General features: G+C 71.0%; 10 protein-coding genes. 3 read left to right on the plus strand and 7 right to left on the minus strand.

The window, feature by feature from the left end; all coding sequences use genetic code 11:
• Nucleotides 1-92: 92 nt before the first annotated feature.
• Entirely contained in the window at nt 93-539 is a 447-nt protein-coding gene (locus ACZ418_RS24350; protein ID WP_468366413.1) for a MarR family winged helix-turn-helix transcriptional regulator, read from the minus strand.
• A gap of 87 nt (nt 540-626) precedes the next feature.
• Here ACZ418_RS24350 and ACZ418_RS24355 point away from each other — a divergent pair, with 87 nt between their 5' ends.
• Nucleotides 627-1001, plus strand: a complete 375-nt coding sequence (locus ACZ418_RS24355; RefSeq protein ID WP_468366416.1) for a cupin domain-containing protein — start codon at nt 627-629, stop codon at nt 999-1001.
• Here the strand turns inward: ACZ418_RS24355 and ACZ418_RS24360 are convergent.
• The 5 genes from ACZ418_RS24360 to ACZ418_RS24380 form a co-directional block, all read right to left on the minus strand.
• Nucleotides 979-1992 (minus strand): DNA polymerase Y family protein, encoded by a 1014-nt coding sequence (locus ACZ418_RS24360; RefSeq protein ID WP_468366418.1) that lies wholly within the window; start codon nt 1990-1992, stop codon nt 979-981. The two genes, ACZ418_RS24355 and ACZ418_RS24360, sit on opposite strands and share 23 nt — an antisense overlap.
• On the minus strand, nt 1989-5426 hold the full coding sequence (locus ACZ418_RS24365) for a DNA polymerase III subunit alpha (protein ID WP_468366420.1): 3438 nt from the start codon (nt 5424-5426) through the stop codon (nt 1989-1991). Before ACZ418_RS24365 ends, ACZ418_RS24360 begins: the two co-directional genes overlap by 4 nt.
• Nucleotides 5427-5674: 248 nt before the next feature.
• Complete coding sequence (locus ACZ418_RS24370; RefSeq protein ID WP_468366423.1) at nt 5675-6574, minus strand: S1 family peptidase; 900 nt, start codon at nt 6572-6574, stop codon at nt 5675-5677.
• A 521-nt stretch (nt 6575-7095) separates the two neighbouring features.
• Nucleotides 7096-8871: an FAD/NAD(P)-binding protein gene (locus tag ACZ418_RS24375; RefSeq protein WP_468366426.1), complete on the minus strand. Its 1776-nt coding sequence runs from the start codon at nt 8869-8871 to the stop codon at nt 7096-7098.
• Complete coding sequence (locus ACZ418_RS24380; RefSeq protein WP_468366429.1) at nt 8868-9725, minus strand: amino acid ABC transporter permease; 858 nt, start codon at nt 9723-9725, stop codon at nt 8868-8870. Before ACZ418_RS24380 ends, ACZ418_RS24375 begins: the two co-directional genes overlap by 4 nt.
• Nucleotides 9726-10132: 407 nt before the next feature.
• On the opposite strand from ACZ418_RS24380, the gene ACZ418_RS24385 reads away from it, so the two are divergent.
• Nucleotides 10133-11059, plus strand: coding sequence for an ABC transporter substrate-binding protein (locus ACZ418_RS24385; RefSeq protein ID WP_468366431.1), 927 nt, complete (start codon nt 10133-10135; stop codon nt 11057-11059).
• Between the two features lie 21 nt (nt 11060-11080).
• On the opposite strand, the gene ACZ418_RS24390 is transcribed toward ACZ418_RS24385, so the two are convergent.
• Nucleotides 11081-12262 (minus strand): DUF5685 family protein, encoded by a 1182-nt coding sequence (locus ACZ418_RS24390; RefSeq protein ID WP_468366433.1) that lies wholly within the window; start codon nt 12260-12262, stop codon nt 11081-11083.
• Nucleotides 12263-12530: 268 nt separating this feature from the next.
• On the opposite strand from ACZ418_RS24390, the gene ACZ418_RS24395 reads away from it, so the two are divergent.
• A complete protein-coding gene (locus tag ACZ418_RS24395; protein ID WP_388626574.1) occupies nt 12531-12968 on the plus strand; it encodes a cell division protein SepF in 438 nt (145 codons plus the stop codon).
• Nucleotides 12969-12998: the final 30 nt, after the last annotated feature.

Consider the following 12998-nt stretch of genomic DNA (forward strand, 5'->3'; position numbering starts at 1 on the left):
GTCAAGTTACGGACGAGTAGCGCGCCTGTGAAGTTACGCGTCAGTAAAAACTTCCACTGATAACCAGAGGGCCGCCGAACACTGACGGACCGTCACCAGGCCGGCTTGATCGGCCCATAGGGAGCGATCCGCGCCAAACGCTCCCCCAGCGCGCGCACTTCACCCTCGCCCAGCCGCACGGCCCATGCGCCCACGACCTCGGCCGCCGCCGCCTCCGCCGCCCGGGTGCAGGCCCAGCCGCGCTCGGTCAGCACGACCAGCCGGGCCCGCGCGTCCTGCGGATGCGGCCGCCGCTCGGCGTACCCCTTCCGTACGATCTCGTCCACCAGCTGGCTCGCGGCCTGCTTGGTCACCCCGAGGTGCGCCGCGAGGTCGGTGACGGTGGCCCCGCCCGGGGCGAGCCGCGCGAAGGCGAAGCCGTGCGCCGGCCGCAGATCGGTGAACCCGCGCGCCACCACCCCGTCGTGGATGCGTTGCGTGAGGTCACCGGCGACGGCGAGCAGGGCGGCGGACAGGGCCATGGCTTCGGAGTTCTGCACGCAGGCATTGAAACACCCTTGACAGGTTGGTCAAGTAGCTTGACCATATAGTCAAGCCCCTTGACTACTTGAACGGAGATCACCGCCATGCCCGTCGTCCGCTCGTCCGAGGCCACCACCCACGAGATCCACGGCGCCCGCTTCGTCTCGTACGCCACCCCGCTCACCGGTAGCAAGGAACTCTGCGCCTGGCGCGGCGAGATCCCTGCCGGCACCAAGGCGCCCGCCCACACCGTCAACCGCGAGGAGATCTTCCATCTGCTCGTGGGTGAACTGCTGATCACCCTCGACGGCCGCACCGAGCGCATCGGTGCGGGCGACACGGTGATCGTCAATCCCGGCGCCACCCTCGCCGTGGAGAACCCGACCGATCACACCGCGCTGTCCTGGGTCACCACCTCCGTCGGCCTGGAGGCGCAGCTGGCCGACGGCACCCGTATCACGCCGCCCTGGGCCAATTGACGGACGTGGAGCCGCCGCCGCGCCCCAGCGTCCCCGGCATCACCGCCCTGGGCCCGAACTTCGCCCGTGCGCGGTCCGCGACCTCCTCGATCCGGCGGACCTTCTCGTCCACGGGGTCGAAGGTGAGCTGGTAGGAGGCCTGGTCGGCGGGGGCCAGCCCCTCCGCGCGCAGGACGAGCGCGCGGACCCGGGCGCGCTGCAGGCCGAGCGCCTCGTACATGCCGTAGGCCGCCCTGGTCAGGGCCGCCGAGTGCGCGGTCGGCTCCTTCAGGGTGCGGCTGCGGGTGGTCGAGGACCGGTCGGCGTAGCGCACGGTGAGGGTCAGGGTGCGGCAGACCTTCCGCACCGCGCGCAGCCGGGCGCCCAGCTCCTCGGCGGCGGACAGCAGCGCCCCGCGGTGCCGGTCGGGGTCCAGCTCGTCGAGGTCGAAGGCGCGTTCCGTGGCCAGCGACCGCGAGACGGCGTTCGGCACGACCCGCCCCCGGTCGATGCCGCTCGCCTTCTCGCGCAGCTCACGGCCGGCCTTCGCGCCGATCAGCCGCTGGAGCGTGGACAGCGGTGCACCGGCGACCAGGCCCAGGGTGTCCAGACCGTACTCGCTCAGGGTGCGGGCGGTCGCCGTGCCGACGCCGGGCAGCGCGGACACCGGCCGTTCCGCGAGAAACCCGGCGATGCCGTCCGGATCCTCGGGCACGACACACGTCACCCCGGGCTGGGCGTCGCGCAGCGCCATACGCGCCAGCATCGGGCCGGGACCGGCGCCGATCACACAGTCGACGCCGTACAACGCGAGGGCCCGCACCCGGATCACCGAGGCCAGCTCCACCGCGCTGCGCCCGAAGTAGCGCTCGGCACCGCGCAGATCGGCCAGCGCCCCGTCGGGCGGCAGCGCCTCCACGACCGGGGTGAAGTCCTCCAGCAACCCGAGCAGTCCGGGCAGGGCCGCCTCGTACATCGGTGGCAGCTGGAAACGTACGCAGAGGATGGTCATCCCGCACTCCCCGGACTCTGGTGCCACAACTTCCGTACGGCAGCAGGCCCTTGTGCGGCCTCCTGCCCCGCGGGCCGCAGATCGGCCCATGGATGCATCTCGTATCCGGTCGGCAACTGGATCCGCCGCCCACCGGTCGGATCACCGCCCGTCCCCTCGGCCACGGGCTCCGCGAGCCGCGCCGCCACCTCGTCGAGACCGCCCTCGGCACGCAGCTCGACCAGCTCGGCGAGATTCCAGGCGGCGGAGCCCACCACACTCAGACTGCGCGGACCGCGCCGCTGCACCACTCCCCGCACCAGCAGCAGCCACGAGTGGAAGACGGTGTGGGCGCACGCGTCGTGCGAATCGTCGAAGAACGCCAGGTCGACCAGCCCCGTGCCGTCGTCCAGCGTGGAGAAGATGACCCGCTTGCCGGAGCGGATCGGCGGGGTCTGGGTGGCCGCCTTGGCACCCGCGACCAGCACGGTCTCGCCGTGCCGCGCCTCGCGCAGCCGGCGCGCGGACACCACGCCCAGCTCCCTGAGGAACTCCCGGTGGTCGTCCATCAGATTGCGCGAGGCGTCCATGGACAGCACGCCCAGCTCGGCGCTGAGCCGTTCCGCCGACGTCAGATCCGGCAGCCCCGCCGGCGCGGTCTTCCGCCCGCCCGCCAGCGGAAGCTGTCCGCCGCCACCGCCCCGGGCTCCCCGGTGCAGCTCGGTCAGATGCAGTTGCAGATCCCGCCGGTTGGCACCGAAGGCGTCCAGCGCCCCCACCTGGGCGAGCCGCTGCGCCAGCGGCCGGCTCGGCCGCGCCCGCTCCCAGAAGTCCACCAGGGAGGAGTACGGCTGCCCGTCCGCGATCCTTTTCGCCTCGGCCTCGCTGATGCCGTGCACATCGGAGAGGGCGAGCCGCAGCCCCCACACACCCGGCTCGGACACCAGTTCGATCCGATGGGCGACCCCGGACACATTGACGTCCAACGGCAGGATCGGCACCCCGCGCCGCCGCGCGTCGGCCAGCAGCAGCCGCTTCGGATACATCCCGGGATCGTGCGTGAGCAGCCCGGCATAGAAGGCGGCCGGGTGATGGGCCTTCAGCCAGGCCGACTGGTACGTCGGTACGGCGAAGGCGACCGCATGGGCCTTGCAGAACCCGTAGGACCCGAAGGCCTCCACGATCTCCCAGGTCCGCCGAATCGTTTCCGCCCCATACCCCCTGGCCGCCGCCTGCTGTGCGAACCACACCTTGATCCGCCCCTGCGACTCCGGTTCGGACAACCCCCGCCGCACCCGGTCGGCCTCACCACGCCCGCACCCGGTCATGACGGCGACGATGTCGATGACCTGCTCATGAAAAACAACGACGCCGTACGTCCCCTTCAGCGCCTCTTCCAGATCCGGGTGCGGATAGCGCACCGGTGCCCGCCCGTGCCGCGCCTCGATGAACGGCCGCACCATGTCGGCGGCGACGGGCCCGGGCCGGAACAGCGAAATATCCACAACGAGATCATGAAAGGTGCTCGGCTGCAGCCGCCCCACCAGATCCCGCTGCCCCGGCGACTCGATCTGGAAGCACCCCAGCGTCTCGGTGGACCGAATCAGCCGATAGGTCTCCGGGTCCCCCGCAGGCACCGCGTCCAGATCGATCCGCTCCCCCGTCACCCGCTCCACCTCGGCGACCGCGTGCGCCATGGCCGACTGCATCCGCACGCCCAGCACATCGAGCTTGAGCAGCCCGAGGTCCTCCACGTCCTCCTTGTCGAACTGCGACATCGGCAGCCCCTCACCGCTGGTGGGCACCACCGGCGTACGAGCAAGGAGCGAGGCATCGGACAGCAGCACCCCGCACGGATGCATGGCAACGCCGCGCGGCAGGGCATCGAGCGCCTCGACGAGCTCCCACAGCCTGCCGTACCGCTCCCCATCCCGCTGAAGCTCCCTCGCAAGCTGCTTCAGCTCGGGCAGCTCCGCCAACGCGGCGCGCGCGTCCCGGGCCCGGATGTGCGGAAAGGACTTGGCCACCCGATCGATCTCACCCGGGTCCATGGACAGGGCGGCACCCACATCCCGGATGGCATGCCGCACCCGATAGGTCTCCGGCATGGACACGGTCGCCACCCGCTCCTCGCCGAACCGGTCGATGATCGCCCGGTAGACCTCCAGCCGCCGGGCGGACTCCACATCGATGTCGATATCGGGCAGCACCACACGCTCCTTGGAGAGGAAGCGCTCCATCAGCAACCCGTGCTCGACCGGATCGGCGTGCGCGATGCCCAGCAGATGATTGACGAGGGAGCCCGCACCGGAACCACGAGCGGCCACCCGGATCCCCATCTCCCGCACATCATCGACAACCTGGGCAACCGTCAGGAAATAAGAGGCAAAGCCGTGATGGGCGATGATGTCCAGCTCATGGTGCATGCGCTCCCAGTACGCGCGCCGGCCGCCGTACCCGAGCCGCACCATCCCGGCCACCGCCCGCGAGGCGAGGGCCCGCTGGGCGGAGCGCCGCCCGGCACCCACCAGATGCGCCTCGGGAAAGTGAACGGTTCCGATACCGAGATCCCCCTCGGGGTCGACCCGGCACTCGGCGGCCGTGGCCAGGGTCTGCTCCAGCAGCCGATGGGCGGTGTCCCGCCGATACCCGGCAGCCTCCACCACCCGCTCGGCGACATGCAGCATGGCCTGCGCGTCCTTCAGCCAGGCCTCGCCGGAGTCCAGCTCCCCGCGCGGGTCGATCGGAACCAGCCGCCGCGCGGCATCCAGCACATCGGCAACGGGCCCCGCCCCGGGATCGGCATACCGGACGGCGTTGCTGAGCACCGGCCGGACCCCCTGCTCGGCGGCGAACCCGACGGTACGGGCGGCCAGCCGCAGCGAGCCGAGCCCCATGCCCCCACGCCCGTGCCACACAGCCTCCAGCCGCAGCGCATCGCCGTAGACCTCACGCCACGCCCCGAGAAGCTCCGCGGCCCGGTCGGGACGCCCCGCGGCAAGGGCGCGCCCCACGTCCGACCCCGGGCCGAGCAGCACGGTCAGGCCGTCGCCATGGTTGTCCGACCAGGGCAGCAGAGGCAGACCCGCTCCCCTGTGCGCCGCCGTGACGATCCGGCACAGATCGGCCCACCCCCGGGCCCCGTCCCGGGCGAGAAAGGCCACCCGAGGAGCCGACTCGTCCACGAAGGCCCCACCCCGCACCGGCACCTTCCGCCGCGCACGCCGTACGGCCTCGGCCTCGCCCACCGCCAGATCCACCCCGAAGACCGGCCGCACCCCCACCCCGGCGCAGGCCTTGGCGAAGCGCACCGCCCCCGCGACGGTGTCCCGATCGGTGAGAGCGAGCACGTCCATCCCCCGCTCCGAGGCGCGCTCCGCCAGCCGCTCCGGATGGGATGCCCCGTACCTCAGGGAGAACCCGGAGACGGTGTGCAGATGCGCGAAGCCCGGCACACGCACCTCCCGCACTCGTGAGCCCCGAACAGCTCTCGAACATCAGTTCCCTACTTCCACCCCCACCATACCTCCATTCTCGAACGCATGTACGACATCCGTCCGACGCCCTCCCACCTGCACAAACGCCACGAAAGGACGGTGAGGACATGACACAACCACCGGCGCACACACCGGACCGCACAGAGCGTTTGCAAGAAGCCCCCGCACACCACAAGGCATGCGGGGGCCAACTGGAGCGGAGCGCGTCAGGGCAGCGTGACCCCGTAGTAGCTCAACGCCTCGGTCACCGGCTGGAAGAACGTCGTACCACCGGAGGTGCAGTCACCGCTGCCCCCGGAGGTCAGCCCGTAGGCCACGGTCCCCGCGTACAGCGGACCGCCGCTGTCGCCGCCCTCGGCGCACACCGTGGTCTGGATCAGCCCGTAGACGATGTCCCCGCCGCCGTAGTTGACGGTGGCGTTCAGCGCGGTGACCCGCCCGCTGTGCGTACCGGTGGTGGAACCCCGCCGGTACACGGTCGTGCCCACGGACGGCGTGGCCGCGCTCGTGATGGACTGGCTGCCCACGGAGCTCGGATGAGAGATCGAGGAGTTGGTGTACCGCACCAGGGCGAAGTCATTGCCCGGGAAGCTGTAGCCGACGTTGGTGCCGAGCACCGTGGTGTGGCTGGAGTTGCTGTACCAGGTGGAGGCCACCTGGCCGCAGTGACCGGCGGTGAGGAAGTAGTACGTGCTGCCGCTGTGCACGTTGAAGCCGAGCGAGCAGCGGTACTGACCGCCGTAGATGGCGTCGCCGCCGGTGATCAGCTTGTTGAACTTGCCGGGGGTGCGCTTGATGGTCAGCGCGCCCGCGTCGGCGCCGGCCTGCCGCTTGATCTTGGCGATCCCGGCCTTGGACACCGTGCTGTCGACGGTGACGACGACGCGGTTGGTCTTGCCGTCCACCGCCCAGGCCGTACCGGGTACGTCGGCCTTGAGGACGGCGGAGTCGGCCTTGCTGAGCTGGGCGGCGCTGAACGTGTGGGCGTCACTCGCGTTTGCCGTGGGGGCGGCGAACGCGGCCGCGGCCAGGAAGCCGGTGGCCACGGCGATCAGCCGGGTCCGTCTAGTGGTGCCGCTGCCGGAAGTGGTGCGCTTGATCCTCACTTTTCGTTCCCTCCCAGGGGAAGTCGGGGGCCCGTGTGGGGTCGGGGCCCGTGAGGCGCAGCCAGGAGGGGTACCGGATTCCGCACACGCGTGCCCCCTGGCAAGCGCTGAGGGGGAGTATTCGGTCGAACGACCGGTCGCCACAAGAGTGCCTTTCGGCCGTTGGCTTTTAAACCACCTTTGCGCGAAGGTCCCCTGACGCCTGCTCAGCGCACGCTCACCGCCCGCTCCACCGTGGCGGTCGAGGCAATCCGTCGCCCTGCTGGGCCAGGTGCGGGTGTCGTCGTACGGGGTGGCCTCGATGCCCTCGAAGGCGCGGCGGGCAGCGGACCCGGGGTCGTAGACCTGCACCCACGAAACGCCGCCCGTCCACGCTCAGTCCGTCGGCCTCCACGGCGGTGAGGACCACGCCCTCCCCTTCTGCCACCCAGGTCCCGGGAATGTCCGGAAGTCGCCCGTCCGGATGGTCCTCGACCCTGGGGGTGCCCCCAGGCCGTTCAGGCACTGGGGGAGCGTGGCGGTCAGCGCGAGCGGCCCGTAGGGCGCGGAGGCCTTTCGGGTGAGGTGCTCAGGAAGGCCAGCGCCGCCCGGGCGGTGGCGTCGTTCTGCCGGAACGCGGCCCCGCCGGTGCGCGGCCGGGTGAAGGCGCCGGGGGTGCGGGCGTCGGTGTACGGGCCGAGCGCGAAGCGCCGGGGATGCGGTCGCCCGGCGCCGTCGAGGATCCGGCCGTCGCCGGGGTCGACCCGGAGCAGTCCGTCGGGGGTCTCGGCGGCGCCGTCGGTGTGCAGTGCCCGCAGCAGGCGGTCGCGGGCCCGGCCGACGGTGGGCTCGGGCAGCCGGGCCTCGACCAGCGCCCGGGCCTCGACGACGAAGCCCGGCACGGTGGGACTGGTGGCCCGGAACACCCCGTCCTCGGCGGTGACGGCCATGTCGGCGCCGACGAACCTGAGCAGGCCGGCCCGGGACAGCGCGAGCATCTGCCGCAGCCGGGGTCCGGGCGGCCCGGACGCCAGGTAGCTGAAGAAGCCGTGCCACCAGGGGCCGGTGTTCCCGAGGCGGACGAGCTGCCCGTAGACGGAGAGCAGCCCGAGGAAGACGCCGAGGTCCGCACTGTACGAGGCATCGTGCCGGCGACTCAGGTCCGCCTCGACATACCCCCGCAGGCCCTCCTGAAAGTCCTCGTGGGAGGCGTACCGTACCCCGTCCAGCGGATGGTCGAGCGCGGTGAGGTCGAGCCGGTCGGCCGGATCGGGCACGGCGGCGGCGACGAGCGCCTGCACCTCGGCGAAGTCGCTCGCGGCCGCGTACTTCTCCTCGAAGTCGGCCCAGTCCATCGCCGTACGCTCGGCGTGGGCGGTGAAGAGGCGGTGGTAGTGGGCGAAGCCCAGCTCCTTCTCCACCAGCGGCCACACATCGCGCCGGAAGTCGAGACCGCCGGGACGCGCCCGCAGGGCCTCGACCTGGGCCGGGCCGAGGAAGCGGGGCAGCGGGGGCCGGTCGCCGGTCCAGTCGTAGCCGATCTTCGCGTGGTACGGCACTCCGCGCCGCGAGCCGACGTGGAGCACCGGCTCCCGCCCCGAGGGAACGTAGGTGTCGCCCTCGTACCGTCCGCCACGCCCCTCGGTGAGCAGCACCATCAGGTCGACGAAGGCCAGCCCGAAGCCGCGCACGAGAACGGGTTCGCCGGGCCTCAGCGGGGACAGGTCGCTGTCGGCGGTGAAGTCGGGCGGCAGGTGCACCAGATCGTGCTCGCGGGCGTAGGCGGCCAACTCTGCTTGTTCACCGTCGAGTTGGGCGTCCAGGTGGCCGATCGCCAGGATCACCAGGTCCGCGGGGAGGGGACACGGGCGGCCCTCCAGCCACACCTGCTGGCGGCCCTCACGCGGACCGCTGATCCGCACGGCACGCCGGGGATGGTGCCGAACGGTGATGCCCGCGGGCAGCTCGGCCCGGGCGCGCTCGTACACCCAGCGCAGATAGCGGCCCTGGAGCTGCCGGTCGGCGAAGGTGCCGCCGTCGAGGCCTGCCCACTCGTGCAGGGTGGGGCCCTCGCGCACCGGTCCTTCCATGGTCACCGTCTCGTCGGTGAACATGGTGACGTCCTCGGCGTGCGAGTTCATCCACAGCAACGGGGACTGCTCCTGCCGCCAGATGCGGCCGCCGCCCGGCGGATGCGGGTCGACCAGATGGACGTCGAGGCCCCGGCCGGCGTACAGCTCGGGCACGTTGGCGGCGATGCGCTCCAGCAGTCCGGTCCCCCGCGGCCCGGCTCCCACGATCACCAGCTGCGGCCTCATCGGGCGTGCTCCGTGCCGCGCGCGTAGTACTTCTCGATGTAGTGCTGGCCGAGGCCGAGAGCCGAGGTGACGACCGCGTACCAGAGCGTCGCGACCATCAGCAGCGGGATGACCTGGTAAGTGCGGTGGTAGATCAACTGGGCGGAGAACAGCAGGTCGTTGACGGCGATGACGCTGACGATCGAGGTGCCCTTGAGAGTGCCGACGAGCATGTTGCCGGCGGGCGGCACGATGGCGCGCATGGCCTGCGGCAGCACGATCCGCCACCAGCGCCGCGACCGGCTCAGTCCCAGCGCCTGGGCGGCCTCGATCTGACCGCGGTCGACGGAGAGGATGCCGGCCCGGACGATCTCGGCGGCGAAGGCGGCCTCGTGCAGGGTGAGTCCGACGATCGCGACGGCGACCGGGGTGAGCAGGTTGACGGTCTTCACGCCGAGCACCTGTGGGTACAGCGCCCCGATGTTGAACCACAGCAGCAGCTGCACCAGGATCGGGATCGAGCGGAACAGCCACACATAGCCCCAACCGACCACGCGCAGCACGGGGTTGGCGGAGAGCCGGAAGGCGGCGAGCAGGGTGCCCAGGGCGAAGCCGAGGACCATCACGACCGCGGTCAGCCACAGCGTGAGCCAGAGCCCGCGCAGGATGGAGCCGGTGGTGAAGTAGTCGGCGACGACGTCCCACTGGAACGCCTTGTTGCGCAGGACGGAGTTGACGGCGAACCCGAGCAGCACGAGGACGACGACGGCCGCCGCCCACTGGCCGTACCGGCGCTGCGGGACGATCCGCGGGGCGTCTGCGGGCTCGGGAATCCCCGATGGGGTGGGGGTTTTGGCGAGGGTGTCGGATGACATGCGAAGGCTCCGTGACGCGAAGAGACGTCAGAACACGGGTGATGCCTTCACACGGACGCGCCGTGCGGCGCGGGTACGGCCGAGCCCCTCAGCAGGGCCGTCCACCGAGAGTACGTGGGCGTTTCCCTCCGCTGTCAAGGCTGTCCGAACTCTGAGCCGTACGTCTCAAGTCAGTTGACGCGGAACCGGATGCCTGTTCCACTTGGCCCATGCATCCACAGCAGTGGCTGGTCACCCGCTCCCACATCGACTTCGGTCGCGTGTGGTCCTCTTCCTGTTGAGCTGACCCCCCTGCATGCGCCTGCCCTCGGGCGGGCGTACTCGCGTTCTCCCCTTCTCCTCGCCTTCACACGCGCACCCTTCCCCTCGCGCTCTGCACCCTTTCTGCTCCCAGGAGACCGCAACCGATGCGCAGGCGTCATTTTGTACCCTTTGTTGCCATTACGTCGGCCGCTCTGCTCCTCACCGCCTGCGGCTCGGGCGGCGGGACCGACACATCCGCGGTGGCAGCCGAGTCCGGCCAAGTGCCCACCGCCGATGTCGTCTCCGCCGAGAAGAAGGACAAGGCGGCGGCCGAGTTGCTGCCCGCAGGCACCACCCGCCTCACCGTCGCCATCAGCGTCGGCGGCACCCCGCCCGGCACCACATATCTCTCCGACGGCAAGACGCTGACCGGCCAGGACGTCGACTTCACCAAGGCGGTCGCCAAGCTCCTCGGCCTCAGGCTGAAGGTGGAGCAGGCGAGCTTCGAGGCGATCCTGCCCGCGCTGGACAGCGGCAAGTACGACTTCGGCGCGTCCAACTTCGGCGTGACCGACGAGCGCCGCAGGACCATCGACTTCGTCACCTACATCAACGACGGCCAGGGCTTCGCCACCCGCAGGGACAGCAAGCTGACAAGGATCACCGACCTGAAGCAGCTGTGCGGGCTGAACGTGGCGACCGGGGCCGGCACGACCTTCGAGGCCACACTGGAGGAGAACAAGCACGTGTGCACCGACGCGGGCGGAAAGCCGTACCAGGTGCAGACGTACTCCGAGCCCGGCGCGATCTGGACCTCGGTGCAGCAGGGCCGCAGCGACGTGGTGATGTCCACCATCAACGGCCTGCGCTACGCCGTCGCGCACCAGCCGGGCCTGAAGTTCCTGAACGAGTACCACCGCCTGGACGTCGGCTTCGCCTTCAAGAAGGGCACCAGGCTGGCGCCCGCCTTCCAGGCGGCGGTGAACAGACTGCTGGCCGACGGCACGTACGAGAAGATCCTCAGGAAGTGGGGCACGACGGGCTCGGCCATCACCAGGTCGCGGATCAGCCCGCCGGAACTGAAGAACTGAGCGGGACGGTCACAGCCTCGGTCACAGCCCGCAGTCACAACACGAGCAGCACTCACAGCACTCGCAGCACTGGCAGGCCTCGCAGCACGACAGGTCGCAGTCACAGTCGCAGTTGGCGCAGCAGCCCTCGCGCTTCTTCCGCGACCAGGGACCCTCGAACTCGTCGGCGCAGCACACCTTGCAGGTGCAGCACAGGCCGAGGGCGGCCGCGCAGCCGGCCCAGAAGCCCCGCTTGCCGGGGTGCGGCGGCTGCCCGCCGAAGGGGTTGCCGTACGGGTGGCCCGGCGCGTTCGGCGCGTGCCGACCGGGCGGCGGTCCGAAGGAGGCCTCGGGCGCGTGTCCGCACGCGCGCGTGCCGAACGCGCGGTCCACCGAGCGCTCCAGCTCGTGCACGAGCAGCAGGTGGACCAGCCTGCCGTGGGCGAACTCGGCCTCCCGCAGGGCGAGCCGGATGCCGTGCACGGCGTCGTCGGCGAGCCGGCGGGCCTCGGTCCGGGAGGTGCCGGTCGCGGTGAGGGGGTTCCAGGCGCCCGACGCGGCGTCGGCCTCCTGGTCCTCCACGGCGTCCAGCAGATGCGCGAGCCGCCCGAAGAGCCGGCCCGCCTCCGCGAGCGGCGCCGCGTTGCCCGGCCGGCCGGCCAGCACCGCGGTGTGCGCGAAGGCGGCGGCGGTCGCGCTCTCGGTCGGCTCGGTGACCGTCAGGATCGGGGTGCCGTACCCGGCGAGGGCCTCCAGGCCGAGCTGCCGGTCGACGGCATCGACGAGGACACCGGTGTCGAAACCGACCGCTGCGCCGCTGTGGGCGCCCGCCCTGCCCCAGCCCGCAGCCACCCGGCGCGCGGCGGCCGCCACGGGCGGGCGGGCGAGCAGCCCGTCACGGTCGGCGACATGGTCGCGCACCTTCGCCGCGGCGAGCACCAGCGAGACGGCGGCGGCGAGCCGCGCGCCCTCGCCCTGGGCGACGGAGGCGGTGCGCATCCCGCGCAGCGCGCACGGCCCGGCCGTACGGCGACCGTCGGCGGTCCGTCCGGTCTGAGCCTCCGTCAGGACCGATATGAGAAGGCCGTCATAGTTCGTCACGATGCGCGCGAGTTGTCCGTGGTCGCGCCGCAGGGCGAGGCAGAGCCCGCACAAGTGCGCCATCCACTCGACCTTGAGGCTTTCGCCGAGTCGATGAGAGCACGGTCTGACGATTCCGAACACGACGATCCCCCGCGATGTGGTACGACGTTGACATTCACCCGTACGCACCGATCATCACCCATCCGCCGCCGACAATCATATTTCACTCTCAGTCAGCAGCCGTATGAGTCGCGACCCTTGGGGCACAAGGACTCTCGACGGATCGGCTGTGCACCAGTACCGTCACAAACCCCCCGCGCGGCGTCTATCCACTTGGCGCGCCGTCCGCATCATGGATGACCATAGGGACGCGGAAAGCAGAAAAAGACCGCTGTGAGAGGAGGCGTCCATGGGATCGGTACGCAAGGCGAGTGCGTGGCTCGGCCTCGTCGACGACAACGATGACGAGCGTTACTACGACGACGAGTACTCCGAGGGCTCCGAATCCGGGGACGCCTGGGTCACCGACCCCCGGGTGAAGGTGGCCTCGGACACGGCCGAGGAGAAGGGCCGCCGGATCGGCACGGTCACCCCGGACAGCTTCCGGGACGCCCGCGCCATCGGCGAGCTGTTCCGGGACGGTGTCCCGGTCATCATGAACCTCACCAACATGGAGCCCGGCGACGCCAAGCGCGTCGTGGACTTCGCGGCGGGGCTCATCTTCGGGCTGCGCGGTTCGATCGACCGCGTGTCCAACCGGGTGTTCCTGCTCACGCCGGCCGACACCCAGATCATCAGCGGCGAGGCGTCCGCCCACCGCGAGGACGGCTTCTTCAACCAGAGCTGAGGCAGGGCCGCTCACCGGCCCTGCCCGCCC

The organism is Streptomyces sp. NPDC030820, from assembly GCF_055572075.1.